General features: G+C 71.3%; 15 protein-coding genes. 8 read left to right on the top strand and 7 right to left on the bottom strand.

Annotation, left to right across the window (positions count from 1 at the left end; genetic code table 11):
• Positions 1 to 181: 181 nt before the first annotated feature.
• Complete coding sequence (locus ACZ5WC_RS07395; protein ID WP_468539883.1) at positions 182 to 1915, top strand: chitinase; 1734 nt, start codon at positions 182 to 184, stop codon at positions 1913 to 1915.
• Positions 1916 to 1993: 78 nt separating this feature from the next.
• Here the strand turns inward: ACZ5WC_RS07395 and ACZ5WC_RS07390 are convergent, their stop codons facing one another.
• Positions 1994 to 3304 carry an Nramp family divalent metal transporter gene (locus ACZ5WC_RS07390; RefSeq protein WP_468539882.1) on the bottom strand — a complete coding sequence of 437 codons (1311 nt, stop codon included), beginning with the start codon at positions 3302 to 3304 and terminating at the stop codon, positions 1994 to 1996.
• 171 nt (positions 3305 to 3475) lie between these two features.
• On the opposite strand from ACZ5WC_RS07390, the gene ACZ5WC_RS07385 reads away from it, so the two are divergent.
• The 3 genes from ACZ5WC_RS07385 to ACZ5WC_RS07375 all read left to right on the top strand — a co-directional run bounded on the left by ACZ5WC_RS07385 (position 3476) and on the right by ACZ5WC_RS07375 (position 5275).
• Complete coding sequence (locus ACZ5WC_RS07385) at positions 3476 to 3718, top strand: type II toxin-antitoxin system Phd/YefM family antitoxin (RefSeq protein WP_468539881.1); 243 nt, start codon at positions 3476 to 3478, stop codon at positions 3716 to 3718.
• Positions 3718 to 4092 (top strand): type II toxin-antitoxin system VapC family toxin, encoded by a 375-nt coding sequence (locus tag ACZ5WC_RS07380; RefSeq protein ID WP_468539880.1) that lies wholly within the window; start codon positions 3718 to 3720, stop codon positions 4090 to 4092. Before ACZ5WC_RS07385 ends, ACZ5WC_RS07380 begins: the two co-directional genes overlap by 1 nt.
• A 106-nt stretch (positions 4093 to 4198) precedes the next feature.
• The gene (locus ACZ5WC_RS07375; protein WP_468539879.1) at positions 4199 to 5275 is read left to right on the top strand and encodes a class I SAM-dependent methyltransferase; all 1077 of its coding nucleotides are present in this window, start codon (positions 4199 to 4201) and stop codon (positions 5273 to 5275) included.
• Between the two features lie 108 nt (positions 5276 to 5383).
• On the opposite strand, the gene ACZ5WC_RS07370 is transcribed toward ACZ5WC_RS07375, so the two are convergent.
• The 4 genes from ACZ5WC_RS07370 to ACZ5WC_RS07355 all read right to left on the bottom strand — a co-directional run bounded on the left by ACZ5WC_RS07370 (position 5384) and on the right by ACZ5WC_RS07355 (position 9303).
• Complete coding sequence (locus ACZ5WC_RS07370) at positions 5384 to 6862, bottom strand: GntP family permease (protein WP_468539975.1); 1479 nt, start codon at positions 6860 to 6862, stop codon at positions 5384 to 5386.
• Positions 6863 to 7000: 138 nt separating this feature from the next.
• Complete coding sequence (locus ACZ5WC_RS07365; protein WP_006127176.1) at positions 7001 to 7411, bottom strand: RidA family protein; 411 nt, start codon at positions 7409 to 7411, stop codon at positions 7001 to 7003.
• A 6-nt stretch (positions 7412 to 7417) separates the two neighbouring features.
• Entirely contained in the window at positions 7418 to 8176 is a 759-nt protein-coding gene (locus tag ACZ5WC_RS07360) for an IclR family transcriptional regulator (RefSeq protein ID WP_468539878.1), read from the bottom strand.
• Complete coding sequence (locus tag ACZ5WC_RS07355) at positions 8173 to 9303, bottom strand: sugar kinase (protein ID WP_468539877.1); 1131 nt, start codon at positions 9301 to 9303, stop codon at positions 8173 to 8175. Before ACZ5WC_RS07355 ends, ACZ5WC_RS07360 begins: the two co-directional genes overlap by 4 nt.
• Before the next feature lie 155 nt (positions 9304 to 9458).
• Between ACZ5WC_RS07355 and ACZ5WC_RS07350 the strand changes: the two genes are divergently transcribed.
• The 3 genes from ACZ5WC_RS07350 to ACZ5WC_RS07340 all read left to right on the top strand — a co-directional run bounded on the left by ACZ5WC_RS07350 (position 9459) and on the right by ACZ5WC_RS07340 (position 13416).
• Entirely contained in the window at positions 9459 to 10772 is a 1314-nt protein-coding gene (locus tag ACZ5WC_RS07350) for an alanine racemase (RefSeq protein WP_468539876.1), read from the top strand.
• A 55-nt stretch (positions 10773 to 10827) separates the two neighbouring features.
• On the top strand, positions 10828 to 12453 hold the full coding sequence (locus ACZ5WC_RS07345) for an N-acyl-D-amino-acid deacylase family protein (RefSeq protein WP_468539875.1): 1626 nt from the start codon (positions 10828 to 10830) through the stop codon (positions 12451 to 12453).
• Between the two features lie 132 nt (positions 12454 to 12585).
• On the top strand, positions 12586 to 13416 hold the full coding sequence (locus ACZ5WC_RS07340) for a TetR/AcrR family transcriptional regulator (protein ID WP_468539874.1): 831 nt from the start codon (positions 12586 to 12588) through the stop codon (positions 13414 to 13416).
• A 72-nt stretch (positions 13417 to 13488) separates the two neighbouring features.
• Here ACZ5WC_RS07340 and ACZ5WC_RS07335 read toward each other — a convergent pair whose 3' ends face one another.
• Positions 13489 to 14355: a S1 family peptidase gene (locus tag ACZ5WC_RS07335; protein WP_468539873.1), complete on the bottom strand. Its 867-nt coding sequence runs from the start codon at positions 14353 to 14355 to the stop codon at positions 13489 to 13491.
• A 108-nt stretch (positions 14356 to 14463) separates the two neighbouring features.
• Positions 14464 to 14871, bottom strand: coding sequence for a winged helix-turn-helix transcriptional regulator (locus ACZ5WC_RS07330; protein ID WP_468539974.1), 408 nt, complete (start codon positions 14869 to 14871; stop codon positions 14464 to 14466).
• Between the two features lie 98 nt (positions 14872 to 14969).
• On the opposite strand from ACZ5WC_RS07330, the gene ACZ5WC_RS07325 reads away from it, so the two are divergent.
• Entirely contained in the window at positions 14970 to 15788 is an 819-nt protein-coding gene (locus tag ACZ5WC_RS07325; protein ID WP_468539872.1) for an NAD(P)-dependent oxidoreductase, read from the top strand.
• Positions 15789 to 15798 lie beyond the last annotated feature (10 nt).

Below are 15798 nucleotides of genomic sequence, written 5' to 3'. Positions count from 1 at the left end.
CCCGGAGTCCGTTGCAGAGTCCACCGCGGGCCCACCGCGGAGCCCAGTGGAGCGCCCGGACGCCGCCAGAGCCCTTGACAACTCGATTGGTCTGGACCAGCTTATGCGCCAAGCGATGGCCACGCCCCAGCCGTCACCCCCGGCCGCCGCACATCCCCGACTCCCCCACCCGGAGGCACCAGTGGAACGCTCCGCAGGCAGCAGACGCAGAAGCAGAAGGCGTCACTCCCGCCCGGTCCTCAGCGGCACCATGGCCGTCATCGCGGCCGGAGCCCTGACCGTCACCGGACTCGTCAGCACCGCACAGGCCGCCGACGTCAACAACGCCAAGAACCCGGGCTTCGAGTCGGGGCTCGCCAACTGGACCTGCACGGGCGGCAGCGGCTCCGTCGTCTCAACCCCCGTGCGCAGCGGCGCGTCCGCGCTGAAGGCCACCCCGGCCGGCCAGGACAACGCCAAGTGCACGCAGACCGTGGCGGTGAAGCCCGGCTCGACGTACGCGCTGGGCTCCTGGGTCCAGGGCGGCTACGCCTACCTCGGCGTGAGCGGCACCGGCACGACGGACGTCTCCACGTGGACCCCGGGCTCCACCAGCTGGACCAAGCTGTCCACCAGTTTCACCACCGGCGCCAACACCACCTCGGTGACCGTGTACACCCACGGCTGGTACGGGCAGGACGCCTACTTCGTCGACGACTTCGAGGTGACGGGACCTGACGGCGGGGGCGGCGGCGAGGAGCCTCCGGTCGTCCCGGACGCCCCCGCGGGCCTGACGGCGGGCGCCACCACGACGTCCTCCGTGGCCCTGTCCTGGAACGCGGCGCCCGGCGCCACGGGCTACAAGGTGTACAGGGACGGTGTGCAGGCCGCCACCTCCACCGGCACCTCGGCGACCGTCACGGGACTGTCCCCGGACACCGCGTACCAGTTCTCGGTGAGCGCCACCAACGCGGCCGGCGAGTCGGCCAAGTCCGCCGCCGTCAGCGCCCGTACGGCCGAGGAGGGTACGGGCCCCGGCCCCGGCCCCGCCGTGCCCAAGCACGCGGTGACCGGCTACTGGCAGAACTTCAACAACGGCGCCGCTGTCCAGAAGCTCACCGACGTCCCGGACGACTACGACATCATCGCGGTCTCCTTCGCGGACGCCCTGCCGACGCCGGGCGCGGTGACCTTCAACCTGGACACGGCCGGGTTGAACGGCTACACCGACGCCCAGTTCCGGGCGGACATCAAGGCCAAGCAGGCGCAGGGCAAGAACGTCATCATCTCGATCGGCGGCGAACTGGGCACGGTCCGGGTCGAGAACGACGCCTCCGCCACCGCGTTCGCCGACTCCGTCTACGCGCTCATGCAGGACTACGGCTTCAACGGGGTCGACATCGACCTGGAGAACGGCCTCAACGCCACCTACATGACGAAGGCGCTGCGCCAGCTGTCGGCGAAGGCGGGCAGCGGACTGGTCATCACGATGGCGCCGCAGACGCTCGACATGCAGTCGACGTCGGGTGAGTACTTCAAGACGGCGCTGAACATCAAGGACATCCTGACCGTCGTCAACATGCAGTACTACAACAGCGGTTCGATGCTGGGCTGCGACGGCAAGGTCTACCACCAGGGCTCGGTGGACTTCCTCACCGCGCTCGCCTGCATCCAGCTGGAGGGCGGCCTCGACCCGTCCCAGGTCGGCATCGGCGTCCCCGCCTCCACCCGGGGCGCGGGCAGCGGATACGTCGCCCCGTCGGTCGTGAACGCGGCGCTCGACTGCCTGACCAAGGGCACCAACTGCGGTTCCTTCAAGCCGTCCAGGACCTACCCGTCGCTGCGCGGCGCGATGACCTGGTCGACGAACTGGGACGCGACGGCCGGGTTCGCCTGGTCGAAGGCGGTCGGCCCGCACGTGCGCGGCCTGCCGTAACCCCGCGTCGAACAGCGGTCCCCGAACCCGCAGCGCCGCCGCTCCCCCGGCGGCGCTGCGGCGTTCAGCGTCCGCCCGTCACCAGGGCAGGTCGCGCACCTGCTGCACGCACAGGACGACGAACAGCAGCCCGGCCAGGGCTAGCATCCCGTTGCTGAGCCATCCGTTGCGCCACTCCCTGGGCGTACGGGAGGAGTTGAGCAGCCAGAGCAGGGTCACGGCGAGGAACGGCATGAAGAACGCGCCGAGCACCCCGTAGGCGATGACCAGGCCGAACGGCTCGTCCAGCCAGAGCAGCGCCATGGGCGGGAAGGTCAGCCAGAGCAGGTACGCGCGGAACGGCAGCGACCGCTGGCGGCGGTCGGCGACGGCGGGCCCCACGCCCTCCTCACCCGGAGCCGCCGGGGCCGCCGGGGCCCGGAACCGCTCCACGAAGTCGGCGAACATCAGGCTCACCCCGTGCCACACGCCGATCAGCGAGGAGAACGAGGTGGCGAGGAAGCCGATCAGGAACAGCTTCGCGGTGCCCGCGCCGAACCGCTCCTCCAGCACCTTGCCCAGGTCGACCAGCCCCCGGTCACCCGAGGTGAGCGCGATCTGCGAGGCGTGCAGCAGCTCCGCGCCCACGATGAGCATCGCGACGACGAAGACGCCGGTCGTGATGTAGGCGACCCGGTTGTCGAGCCGCATCACCTTCATCCAGGAGGAGTTGCTCCAGCCCTTGGCGTTGACCCAGTAGCCGTACGCCGCCATCGTGATCGTGCCGCCGACGCCGCCGATCAGCCCGAGGGTGTAGAGGAGCGAGCCGTCGGGGAGGACGGGCACCAGCCCGGCGAAGGAGGCCCCGGCGTCCGGCACGACACGGGCGGCCACATAGACGACCACCACGAACATGATCCCGATCAGGACCGTCATGACCTTCTCGAAGACGGCGTACCGGTTGAACCAGACGAAGGTCAGCCCGATCAGGCCCGTCACGATCGCCCAGAACTTCAGCCCCGGCCCGTCGGGGAACAGTGCCACGATGGGCAGGGCGCTGGAGGACATGGCCGTCGCCCCGTAGATGAAGCCCCAGACGACGACGTAGACGGCGAAGTACACCGTGGTCCACGGGCCGAGGCTGCGCCAGCCGTCGAAGAGCGTGCGGCCGGTCGCGAGATGCCAGCGGCCCGCCGCCTCGGCCAGCGAGATCTTGACGACGCAGCCGATGACCGCCGCCCACATCAGGGTGTACCCGAACTTGCTGCCCGCGATCAGCGTCGCGACCAGGTCCCCGGCGCCGACACCGGTCGCCGCGACGACGATCCCCGGGCCGATGTACTTCCAGCTGGACTTACGCGGGTGGGAGGCCGGCTCCCCTGTCTCCGTGGTTGCACTTGTCTCCGCCATGCCGATCAAGGAAGCGCAATCGGCGGGTCCGCACAAGAGGGCGTGCGGGAAGCGAGGCGGTGCGGGGGCACCAGGAGTGTGGGGCCTGAGCAGCTTCAGTCAGTCCAAGTAGCCTGAGGTAGCCTTAGTCCATCACTTAGTCCAGTCCTTCGCCCCCGGTGAGAGGCAGCCATGGAAGCAGCCCGGCAGTACAACGTGCACGAGGCCAAGACGCACTTCTCCCGGATCCTGGAGCAGGTCGCCACCGGCGAGGAGATCGTCATCAGCAAGGCCGGCGAGCCGGTCGCCAAGGTGGTGCCCCTGCGCCCGAAGGTCCGGAGGACCGGACGGGGATCGCTGGCGGGCCGTATCCACATCGCGGACGACTTCGACGAGCTGCCCGATGACATCGCCGACGCCTTCGGGATGCGCTGATGCGCCTCCTGCTCGACACCCATGTGATCCTCTGGTGGCTCGGGGACTCCGACGAGCTCTCCGACCAGGTCAAAGAGCTCTTGGACACCGAGCCGTCGGTGCACCTCAGCGCTGTCTCCGCGTGGGAGATCGCCATCAAGCAGTCCCTGGGAAAGCTGGACGGCCCTGACGACCTGGCGGAGCGCACACGCGACAGCCAGTTCACCGCACTGCCGATCACCGCCGGACATGGGGTGCGTGCGGGGCGGTTGCCCTCCCTGCACCGCGACCCCTTCGACCGGATACTGGTCGCCCAGGCGCAGATCGAGGGAATGACCATCGTCACCCGGGACAAGTGGATCCCGCAGTACGACGTCGCGGTCATGGCCGTCTGAACGGCGTAACGTTTGCAGGGGGCCCATCGGTCGGCGGTGTGCGGCGGATACGGGGGGGCAGGGACGCGATTCCGGCGGTGCGCTGCGGCTTACCGGAGGAGGCGTCATGACCCAGCAGACGATGGACCCCGTCAGGCAGGAGGCGTTCGCGGGCCGGATGGGGCAAGTGCTCAACGATGCCTGCCTGGGGTATCTGTGCAGCCTCGGGCACCGTACGCGGCTGTTCGACGTGATGGCGGAGCTGCCGCCGTCGACCAGTGAGCGGATCGCCGAGGCCTCGGGCCTGAACGAACGCTATGTACGGGAGTGGCTGGGCGGGGTCACCGTGGGCGGGATCGTCGTGTACGAGCCGGCGGACCGTACGTACCGGTTGCCGCCCGAGCACGCCGCTTCCCTGTGCCGGGCCGCCGGGCCCGACAATCTGGCGTCCTTTCTCCAGGATCTCGCGCTGATCGGGCTCGTCGAGGACGAGGTGGTCACGGCGTTCCGGAAGGGGGGCGGGGTGCCGTACTCCTCGTATCCGAGGTTCCAGGAGCTCCAGGCCGAGGAGACGGCACGGGTGTACGACGCCGCTCTGGTCGACACGATCATTCCGCTGGTGCCCGGGCTGCCGGAGCGGCTGGGCTCGGACGACGGTCTGGACGTGCTCGACATCGGTACGGGCCAGGGGCACGCCGTCAATCTCCTGGCGCGGGCGTTCCCGGCCAGCAGGTTCCGCGGGGTGGACATGTCGGAGGGCGGTATCGCGGCGGCCCGGGCCGAGGCGGAGCGGCTGGGACTGCGGAACTCACGGTTCGACCTGGCGGACGCGGCGACGGTGACCGGCCCGTACGACCTGATCACCGCCTTCGACGTCATCCACGACCTGGCCCGTCCGGCCGAGGCGCTGGCGGCCGTCGCCGGTGCACTGCGGGACGACGGGGTGTTCCTGATGGGGGACATCGCCGCCTCCAGCAGGCTGGAGGAGAACCTCGACCACCCTTTGGGCCCCACCCTCTACACCTTCTCGGTCTTCTACTGCATGACCGTCTCGCTGGGCGAGGGCGGCGCCGGCCTGGGGACCGTATGGGGCAGGGAGACCGCGCTGAAGATGCTGGCGGAGGCGGGCTTCGGCGATGTCGAGGTACGCGAGGTGGAGGACGATGTCCTCAACGTCTACTACGTGGCGCGCAAGGGGAGTTGAGGCCTGACCCGGGAGGGGTGAGGTCGCGGGGCGGCCCCGACCGCGGATCTGTCGTGGACCTGGCGTGGCTGTGACCTGGCCCGGATCTGGCCCGAATCCGGGCTGGATCTAGATCACCAGAGTGAGCAGCGCCGCGACCACGAAGCCCGCCACCGACAGCACCGTCTCCAGCACCGTCCAGGACTTCAGGGTGTCCCGCTCGCTGATGCCGAAGTACTTCGACACCATCCAGAAGCCGCCGTCGTTGACGTGCGAGGCGAAGATCGAGCCCGCCGAGATCGCCATGATGATCAGCGCGAGGTGGGCCTGGGACAGGTCCTGACCGTCGACCAACGGGACGACGATCCCGGCGGTCGTGACGATCGCGACGGTGGCCGAACCCTGGGCGACGCGCAGCACGACCGAGATCAGCCAGGCGAGGAGGATCACGGGGAGGCCCACGTCGTTGAAGGTGTCGGCCAGCGCGTCCGCGATGCCGCTGCCCTTGAGGACCGCGCCGAAGATGCCGCCCGCGCCGACCACCAGCAGGATGTTGCCGACGGGCTTCAGCGAGGACGTGGAGACCGATTCCAGGGACTTGCGGGACCAGCCGCGGCGGATGCCCAGCAGGTAGTACGCCAGGAACAGCGCGATCGTCAGGGCCACGAACGGGTTGCCGAAGAACTCGACGACCGAGCGGAGTGCGGAGGGGTCCAGCGCGATGGAGGAGAACGTCGCGGCGAGGATCAGGACCAGCGGGGTGCCGATGATCGCGAGGACCGTGGCGAGCGGGACCGGCTTCTCGTGCGGGGTGCCGCCGGCGGCCCGCTGTTCGGCGGCGACGGCGGCCTTGGCCTCGGCGGCGGCGTCGACCATGTCCTGCGGGACCTCGACGAAGATCCGCTTCCCGATCCAGGCGGCGTACGCCCAGGCGGCGAGGACGGAAGGGACTCCGACGACGGCCCCCATCAGGATGACCCAGCCGAGCGAGACGTCGAAGAGTCCGGCGGCGGCCACCGGGCCGGGGTGCGGCGGCAGGAACGCGTGGGTCATCGACAGGCCCGCCAGCAGCGGCATCGCGTAGAGCAGGATCGATTTTCCGGAGCGCTTGGCGGCGGCGTACACGATCGGTGCGAGGACGAAGATGCCGACGTCGAAGAAGACCGGGATACCGAAGATGGTGCCGGTCAGGCCCATCGCGAGCGGGGCCCGCTTCTCACCGAAGAGGTTCAGCAGGCGGGCGCTCAACACCTCGGCGCCGCCGGACACTTCGAGGATCGCGCCGAGCATGGTGCCCAGCCCGATGATGATCGCGACATGGCCCAGGATGCCGCCCATGCCGGACTCGATGACCGAGACGGCGGCGGATTTCTGCACGGTTCCGAAGAGTTCGGTGACCGAGAGCCCGGCGCCGAGGCCGACGGCTATGGAGACCGCGAGCAGGGCGACGAACGGCTGGAGCCTGACCTTGATGATCAGGAAGAGGAGGAGGGCGATACCGAGGGCGGCGACGGTCAGCAGACCCGCGGTGCCGTCGATCAGGAGGAGCAGACCACCGGTGTGCGGTGGCGTCTCGGCCGGCGAGGAGCCGGCGGCGGCGAGCAGCATGGGGACTCCGATGGTGCTGGAGGGCAGGGGGGAGCGCGGCACGGCGCCCCCGGGGGGCGGGGCGCCGTGCCGTGCGGCGTGCTGGAGGGGTGCTGCGGGTGAGGCAAAAGGATCAGGCGTTCGGTAGGGGCGGAACGGTCAGCTGAGCACCGCGAGGGCGTCGATCTCGATGAGCAGGCCCTTCGGCAGGCCGACGTAGACCGTCGTACGGGCCGAGGGGGCCTCCTTGAGGTTCTGCTCGGCGAAGTACGCGTTGTAGATCTCGTTCATCTCCGCGAAGTGGTCCACGTCCGTGAGGTAGACGCGCATCATCATCACGTCGTCCCAGCTCGCGCCGCCCTCCTCCAGGATCGCCTTGACGTTGGCGAAGGTCTGGAGGGTCTGCTCGCGCAGGGTCGGACCGGCCGGGGTCGGGGCCTGGCCCTCCACGGCCGGGAGGAAGCCGACCTGGCCGGCGACCTGGAGGATGTTCCCCTTCTTCACGCCGTGCGAGAACTTCGCGGGCGGCGTGGTGTGGGTGGAGGGGGTGAGCGCGGTCTTCTCGGTCATGGCTGATCAGGCTTTCTTGGGTTGGGTGGTGCCGGAGTACTCCCGGCTGATCGTCTCGGCGGCGCGCCGGACCAGCGGAAGCAGGGTGAGGAGTTCCTCGGCCGTGACGACCACGTTGGGTGCGGACACCGACATGGCCGCGACGACCCGCCCGTCCGCGCCGCGGATGGGGGCGCCGATGCAGTTGATGGACTCCTCGTGGCCACCGAGGTCGGTGGCCCAGCCCTGTTCGCGGACGACGGCCAGCTCCTTGAGGAAGGCGGCCGCGTTGGGCGTCGAACGGGACGTGTACATGGGGTAGTCGAGCTTCTCGGCGATGACGCGCCGCTCGGGCTCGGCGAGGTCGGCCAGCAGCAGCTTGGCGACGGCCGCGACGGTGATCGCGACGGGCTTGCCGATCCGCGAGTACATCCGGACCGGGTAGCGGCTCTCGACCTTGTCGATGTAGAGGACTTCCTGCTCCTCGTACACGGCGAGGTGCACGGTGTGCCCGCACCGGTCGTTCAGCGCGACCAGGTGGGAGTGGGCGATCTCGCGTACGTCGAGGTTCTCCACGGCCTCCTGTGCGAGCGCGAAGAGCCGGGCGCCGAGGCGGTAGCGCTGGTCCTGCTGGCGGTAGACGAGGCCGTGCTCGTGGAGCGTACGCAGCAGGCGCAGCGCCGTGGACTTGTGGACGCCGAGCCGCTCGGCGACCTGGCCGAGGTCGGCGGGCCCCTGGGCGAGCAGGGGCAGGATGCTCAGTGCCCGGTCGACGGTCTGACTCATGGGGTGCGTACCTCCTCGGGTGCCCGGTCGGCTGCGGTCCAGCCGGGGCCGAGACGAAGTCTCCCCCAGGCCTCGTCGTCGAGGGCGGCGAGGCGGTCGGCGTGGTCGCGGGCGGGCGGGTCGGTGAGGTCGCCGGGGACGGTGAGAACGGCGGCGGCCATCAGGTGCCCGTGCCGGACCCGGTCGCGTACGGGCAGCCCGCGCAGGGTGGCGGAGAGGAACCCGGCGGCGAACGCGTCCCCGGCCCCGACGGCGGCGACGACGTCGACGCGGAGGGCGGGCACGACGGTGACGGTGTCCCCGCCCTCTCCGACGGCGCTTCCGGCCCCTCCGGAATTCTCAGTTCCTTCGGCGTTCGAGGAGCGAGGTCCGGGGCGGTGCCCCGAGAACACCGTCACGCCCGCACTCCCGCGCTTCACCACCACCACGGACGGCTCCGGCAGCGCCGCCCGGATCGCCCCCGCGCCGACGATCCCCCACGCCTCCTCCGCCTCGTCCTCGCCCACGAACACCAGGTCGGCCCGGCGTGCCAGCTCCAGGAGGACCGAGGCGTCGGCCGTCCCGCCCCGCCACAGATGCGGCCGGTGGTTCACGTCGAAGGAGACGAGCGGGCGGTCCGCCCGGGGTGCCGTCAGGTCCCGCAGCAACGCCAGGCAGTCGGCGGACAGCGCGGCCGTGATCCCGGACAGGTGCAGGACGCGGCCCGCGAACAGGTCCTCGTACGGCATGTTGTCCGACGACATCGCCGATGCCGCCGATCCCGCCCGGTAGTAGGCGACCTCGTGCGCGTCGGTCCCCCGGTCCGTGGCCGTACGGAAGTAGATGCCCGTCGGGCGGGCCGGGTCCCGGCGCACGGCCGAGGTGTCGACCCCGTACCCCGCGATCGTCTCGACCAGGTGGTCGCCGAAGCCGTCCGCCCCGACCCGGCCGACCCAGGCCGCCCGGTGCCCGGCGGCGGCGAGCGCGCAGGCCACGTTGGACTCGGCGCCCCCGATCCCGCGTCCGAAGGAGGGCACGTCGGCGAGGCGGCCGGGCCGCGAGGGCAGGAACGTCACCATGGACTCACCGAGACAGACGGCATCGGTGGTCGTGGCGGCGCTGGCCGTCCCTGCTGCGGGTCCGGACACGGAGGGCTCCTCGCTGATCGGCGTGCGGGCCGGTGATCACCGTCGACCGGGCATCTGGTCACCATTGACCCGGCGTCGGCTCGGATGTTAGACAGCGTTGAGCGATATACGCAATGGGTGTTGCATATGTTGCAACGAACTTCGAGGAGCTTCCCTTGACCGCCGAACGCCCCACCGGCCCCACCGCCCCCCGCCCCGGCGACCTCGCCGCCGGCCTCGCCGACGAGCGCGTCGACCACCGCTTCAAGGCCCTGCCGCCGGACGCGGACGGCCTGACCGTCGGGGCCCTGGCCGCCGAGCGCCGCAACCTCTTCACCGGCGGGTTCACCACCCCCGTACTCGCCCTGTCCGCCGAGTCGGTCGAGCACAACCTCGCGCTCCTGGAGACGTACGCCGAGCGGCACGGCCTCGCGTTCGCCCCGCACGGCAAGACGTCCATGTCGCCGCAGCTCTTCGCGGACCAGCTGAAGCGCGGCGCGTGGGGCATCACGGCCGCCGTGCCGCACCAGGCGCGGGTCTACCGGGCGTACGGCATCGGGCGGATCTTCCTCGCCAACGAGCTGGTCGACGCCGTGGCCCTGCGCTGGCTGGCCGCCGAGATGACGGCCGACCCGGAGTTCCGCTTCATCTGCTACGTCGACTCCGTGCGCGGCGTGGAACTGATGGAGGCGGCCCTGAGCGCGGCGGGCGCCACCCGCCCGGTCGACGTGGTCGTGGAGCTGGGCGCGGGCGAGGGCGCGCGCACCGGGGCCCGCACGGAGGCCGACTGCACGGCGGTGGCCGACGCGGTGGCGGCGGCCGGGTCGCTGCGCCTGGTGGGGGTCGCCGGGTACGAGGGCGAGGTGCCGGACGCGGACCCCGAGCGGGTAGGGGCGTGGCTGCGGCGGCTCGTCGCACTGGCGGCCGCCTTCGACGGCGAGAAGCGGTTCGCCGGAGCCGACGCGATCGTCATCAGCGCAGGCGGCAGCGCCTGGTTCGACGCGGTCGCGGAGGTCTTCGCAGAGGTCCCCGAACTCAGCCTGCCCGTACTCAAGTTGCTCCGCTCCGGTGCGTACGTCTCGCACGACGACGGGCACTACAAGCACCTCACCCCGTTCAACCGGGTTCCCGAGGAGGGCGCACTGGAGCCCGCCTTCCGCCTCTGGGCGCAGGTCGTCTCCCGCCCGACCGGTGAGCAGGCGTTCCTGAACGCGGGCAAGCGGGACGCGGCGTACGACCTGGATCTGCCCGAGGCGCAGGTGGTGCGCTCCGGCCGGGATGGTTCGATCCGGCCCGCCACCGGGATCACGGTCACCGGACTCTCCGACCAGCACGCCTGGGTGCGTACGGAGGAAGGGGCCGAGCTGGAGGTGGGCGACTGGGTCGGCATGGGCCTCTCGCACCCCTGCACCAGCTTCGACAAGTGGCAGCTGATCCCGCTGGTGGAGGCGGACGGCACGGTCGCCGACTACATCCGCACGTTCTTCTGAGCCGTCAGCGCTTCTGAGCCGTACGCGAAGAGACAACGCACCCGAAAGGTGACCCATGGACCTGGTCCTGCGTGACGCGCGCGTCGTCGACGGCACCGGCGCCCCCTCCTGCCGCGCCGATGTGGCCCTCGCCGGCGGCCGGATAGCCGAGATCCACCGCGAGGGCTCCCCCGGCCCCCGCCCCACCGCCACCCGGGCACTCGACGCGGACGGGCTCGCCCTCGCCCCCGGCTTCATCGACATGCACGCCCACAGCGACCTGGCGCTGCTGCGCGACCCGGACCACAGCGCGAAGGCGGCGCAGGGCGTCACGCTCGAAGTGCTGGGCCAGGACGGCCTGTCGTACGCCCCCGTCGACGACCGTACGCTCGCCGAGGTCCGCCGCTCCATCACCGGCTGGAACGGCGACGGCTCCGACATCGACTTCGACTGGCGCACGGTCGGCGGCTATCTGGACCGTCTGGACCGCAACTTCGGCGGCCAGGGCATCGCGGTGAATGCCGCCTACCTCATCCCGCAGGGCACGGTCCGGATGTACGCGGTCGGCTGGGACGACCGCCCGGCCACCGGTGCCGAACTGACCCGGATGCGGGAGCTGGTGGACCAGGGCATGCGCGAGGGCGCGGTCGGCATGTCCTCCGGTCTGACCTACACCCCGGGAATGTACGCGGACGACGCCGAACTCACCGAGCTCTGCCGGGTGGTGGCCCGCCACGGCGGCTACTACTGTCCCCACCACCGCAGTTACGGGGCGGGTGCGCTGGAGGCGTACGAGGAGATGGTGCGGCTGACGCGCAACGCGGGCTGCGCGCTCCATCTCGCCCACGCCACCATGAACTTCGGTGTCAACAAAGGCAGGGCTCCCGACCTCCTCGCCCTGCTCGACGGCGCGCTCGCCGCCGGGGCCGACATCTCGCTCGACACCTACCCGTACACCCCGGGCTGCACCACGCTCGTGGCGATGCTGCCGAGCTGGGCGAGCGAGGGCGGCCCGGAGTCGGTCCTGACGCGGCTCGCGGGCGCGGAGAGCGCGGAGAAGATCCGCCACCACCTCGAAGTACTGGGCTCGGACGGCTGTCACGGTGTGCCGATCGAGTGGGACACCATCGAAGTCTCCGGCGTCGGCGCCCCGCATCTGGGCGAGTACGTGGGCCGCACGGTCGCGGAGTCGGCGGCGCTGCGGGGCGAGGAGCCCTGGGTGACCGCACGGCGGCTGCTCACCGAGGACCGGCTCGGGACGACGATCCTCCAGCACGTGGGCCACGAGGAGAACGTCCGGCAGATCATGGCCCACCCGGTGCACACCGGCGGCAGCGACGGCATCCTCCAGGGCGACAAGCCGCACCCGCGCGCGTACGGCACGTTCCCGCACTATCTGGGGCGCTACGCACGGGAGTTGGGCATCCTCTCGCTGGAGGAGTGCGTGGCCCACCTGACCTCGCGCCCGGCCGCCCGGCTGCGGCTCGCGGACCGGGGCCTGGTGCGCGAGGGCTACCGCGCGGACCTGGTGCTCTTCGACCCGGAGACCGTGGCGGCGGGCTCGACCTTCGAGGAGCCGCGCACGCTGCCGGTGGGCATCCCGCACGTACTGGTCGACGGCCGGTTCGTCATCGAGGACGGCAAGCGGACGTCGGTGCTGGCGGGGCGGGCGGTCCGGGGCGCGGGGACGGCAGCGACCTGACCACGCCCCCTCACCCGGAGTCGGCGGCGGGCGGCAGCTCCCGGCCCAGGGCAGCCCGCCCTCCCCCCACTGATACCTTACGACGTAATGAGTTATCCGTCGGGTGTTGCTTCACGACGTAAGGAGTCGCACGTGGTGGTCTTCGCGGGGCAGGGCGACCCCCGCCGCTCCCTCTCCCTCCTGTGGCGCGCGGACGCCCCGCAGCCGACGCGCGGCGGCCCGGGGCCGAAGCCCCGGCTGAGCGTGGACGCGATCGTGGCGGCCGCCGTCGCGCTCGCGGACGAGGAGGGGATGGGGGCCCTGTCGATGCGCGCGGTCGGCGACCGCCTCGGGCGCACGGCGATGGCGCTCTACACGTACGTCCCCGGCAAGAGCGAGCTGCTGGACCTGATGTACGACTCGGTGCACGCCGAACTCCCGTCCCACTACCCGGAGCCGGAGGAGTCGGACGACGGCTGGCGGGCGGCGCTGACCGTCTGGGCGGGAGACCTCCTGGAGTTCTACGTCCGCCACCCCTGGGTGCTCCAGGTCTCGCAGGCGCGGCCGGTGCTGGGGCCGCACGAGTACGCGGGCCTGGACACGCTGATCACCCTGTTGCGGGCGACGGGGCTGACGGCCGGGGCGGTGCGGCGGCTGGTGGGCACCCTGTTCCCGTTCGTCCGGGGCTCGGCGCAGACGGTGGCCGATGCCCGGCGGGCCGCGGCGGCCACCGGGAGCTCCGACGCGGAGTGGTGGGCGGCGCGCTCGGCGGCGCTGACGGAGCTGGTCCCCGACTTCGCGGAGCGCTTTCCCGCCGTGAGCGGCCTGGAGGCGGAGGGGGCGGTGGAGCCGTATCCGGACCCGGGCCTGGAGGAGGGCGCGGAGGCGGTGCCGTATCCGGAGCGGGAGGCTCGGGAGACGTTCCGGGCGGGGCTCGGGGTGCTGCTGGACGGGATCGAGGCGGCGCGCGCCCGGCGGCCCTGAGGGTGGTCAGGCCCGCCCGGCGCGCGCCCGGGATCACGCACGTACGACCCGGACTACGGCTACGGCCTGCCGCTACGGCTTGGGCAGCGCACAGCCCTCGCGGTCCAGGTCGATCTTGTTGCCGGTGCCGATGCACGGGACCATGTTGTACGTCTGCTGGGCGTAGTTGATGCCCTCGCGGACGGTCACCTCGCCGTGCTCGTCGACCTCGCACGGGTTGTTGACCGTGCACGCCCGGCCGCTCTCGTTGCCGGTGTTGTTGACGGCGACCACCTTGCCGGTGGCGTCGTCGATCACCGGCGAGCCGGACGTACCGCCGATGGTCCGGCACTCCGGGGTGTAGCGGACCGAATCCTTCCAGGTCCACCGGCCCTCCTTGAGCCGGTGGACGAAGCCGTCGATGTCGCAGCTGTAGGTGCGCCTCCAGTAGCCGGAGGCGACCGTGATGGCGGTGCCCGCCACCGGGTGGGCGGTCTCCAGCTCCAGCGCCCGGATGCCGTAGCGGTCCGCGATCTGCCGGTAGGTGCTGGTGAGTTCGTAGAGCGAGAGATCGGTGTCGGTCATGGTGCCGTACGCGATCCTGCTCGCCCTCAGGGTGCCGACACCCCTGCCCGAGGCGTTGAGCAGGGTGAACGTCCGGGAGGACGGCTGGTCGACGACGACCTCGCCGGGGCCCGGGAAGCCGGACTCCATGCAGTGCCCGTTGGAGAGCACGAGGGCGGGGTCGGTGGGGGCGGAGTCGGGCGAACGGACCACGGAGCCCGAACAGTTGCTGAGTGCGACGGTCCCGGCGAAGGTCACGGCCTTCACGCCGGGACCGGCCTGGGGCGCGTCTTCCCGGACCTGTGTCCGCGGTGCGGGTTCGACTGCGACGGCGGGCGCGACACCCGCCCCCAGGAGCAGGACAGCGAGAAACGCACCGACGAGAGGCTTGCTCATGTGGGGGTCCCCTCCAGTGATGCCAAGGGCCGGAGATCTTCCAGCTTTTGACATGCGCATGCTGGCGCAGATGTCAGGGCATCACAAGGGGGCGATTCCGGACGAAGCCTAGGCCGAGGCAGCGACCGTCGCTGTGGCTACGGCCGTGACCGTTGCTGTGGCTGTGTCCGTGTCCGTGCCCTCGTCCCCTCCGCGGTGGATGTGGTCGCGCCCCCACTCACCCAGGGGTTCCAGCGCCGCGTTCAGCGAGAAGCCCAGCGGCGTGAGCGAGTACTCCACACGCGGGGGCACTTCCGCGAACACCTCTCGGTGCACGATGCCGTCGTCCTCCAGCTCCCTGAGCTGGGAGCTGAGCACCTTCTCGGTCACCCCGGGCACGGCCCGGCGCAACTCGCCGAAGCGGCACGTCTTCTCGTTCAGCGCCCACAGGATGAGCACCTTCCACTTGCCGCCGATCACGTCCATCGCCGCGTCGATCCCGCAGACGAAAGCCCCCGGCCTCCGTACGATCCGCATCGTCCACCCCTCCGCCACCTGGTCACTCACCGCGGGGTAACCACCCACTCGGAAGTGCGTACTTGTCGCCCCCGGCGCCTTCGGCCAGCCTAGTCGGCATGCCTGACAACACCACTGCTTCCGCCTCTCCCGCCCCTGTCACCCTGCTCGGCCTCGGCTCGATGGGCACCGCGTTCGCCCGTACCTGGCTCGCCGCCGGCCACCCCCTGACCGTCTGGAACCGCAGCCCCGGCCGGACCGCCGAACTCGCCGCCGCGGGCGCGCGGGTGGCCGCCACGGCGGCCGAGGCGGTGGCCGCGAGCCCGCTCGTCGTCGCCTGCCTCATGGACGACGCCTCGGTCCGAGAGGCGCTGGCCGACGCCGACCTCACGGGCAAGGACCTGGTCGACCTCACCACCTCCACCCCGGGCGAGTCGCGCGCCCGTGCGTCCTGGGCCGAAGGGCGCGGCGCGCGCTTCCTGGACGGCGGGATCATGGCCGTGCCCCCGATGGTCGGCGTGCCGGAGTCCGGCGCCTATGTCTTCTACAGCGGTTCGCACGAGGTCTTCGACACCCATCGCGAGACGCTGGCCGTACCGACGGACGCCCGGTTCGTCGGCGACGACGCCGGGGCCGCCGCACTGCACGACGTGGCGCTGCTCAGCGCGATGACCGCGATGTTCGCCGGGGCCCGGCACGCGTTCGCGCTGGTGGAGAACGCGGGGATCGACCCGAAGGAGTTCGGCGCACTGTTGGCGGGCTGGCTCACGGCGATGGCCCCGCACACCGCGCTGTTCGGCGAGGACGTGCCGCCCGAGGACACGACCAGCCCTGCCGTGGTGGCGGCGGGCGACGCGGCGCTGCTGCGTACGGCCCGGGAACAGGGCGTGGACACGGCGTTGCTGATCGCGTCGGCCGGCGCGGTGAACGGGGTCTGACGGCCGCCGG

It is taken from the genome of Streptomyces sp. NPDC033165 (assembly GCF_055577965.1).
This window is presented reverse-complemented; position numbering and strand designations above follow the sequence as displayed.

Bases quoted from the DNA above. Each gene is read 5' to 3' on its own strand.
- ACZ5WC_RS07390 (WP_468539882.1), bottom strand. From the start codon at position 3,304: ATGGCGGAGACAAGTGCAACCACGGAGACAGGGGAGCCGGCCTCCCAC.
- ACZ5WC_RS07385 (WP_468539881.1), top strand. From the start codon at position 3,476: ATGGAAGCAGCCCGGCAGTACAACGTGCACGAGGCCAAGACGCACTTC.
- ACZ5WC_RS07380 (WP_468539880.1), top strand. From the start codon at position 3,718: ATGCGCCTCCTGCTCGACACCCATGTGATCCTCTGGTGGCTCGGGGAC.
- ACZ5WC_RS07375 (WP_468539879.1), top strand. From the start codon at position 4,199: ATGACCCAGCAGACGATGGACCCCGTCAGGCAGGAGGCGTTCGCGGGC.
- ACZ5WC_RS07370 (WP_468539975.1), bottom strand. From the start codon at position 6,862: ATGCTGCTCGCCGCCGCCGGCTCCTCGCCGGCCGAGACGCCACCGCAC.
- ACZ5WC_RS07365 (WP_006127176.1), bottom strand. From the start codon at position 7,411: ATGACCGAGAAGACCGCGCTCACCCCCTCCACCCACACCACGCCGCCC.
- ACZ5WC_RS07360 (WP_468539878.1), bottom strand. From the start codon at position 8,176: ATGAGTCAGACCGTCGACCGGGCACTGAGCATCCTGCCCCTGCTCGCC.
- ACZ5WC_RS07345 (WP_468539875.1), top strand. From the start codon at position 10,828: ATGGACCTGGTCCTGCGTGACGCGCGCGTCGTCGACGGCACCGGCGCC.
- ACZ5WC_RS07335 (WP_468539873.1), bottom strand. From the start codon at position 14,355: ATGAGCAAGCCTCTCGTCGGTGCGTTTCTCGCTGTCCTGCTCCTGGGG.
- ACZ5WC_RS07330 (WP_468539974.1), bottom strand. From the start codon at position 14,871: ATGCGGATCGTACGGAGGCCGGGGGCTTTCGTCTGCGGGATCGACGCG.
- ACZ5WC_RS07325 (WP_468539872.1), top strand. From the start codon at position 14,970: ATGCCTGACAACACCACTGCTTCCGCCTCTCCCGCCCCTGTCACCCTG.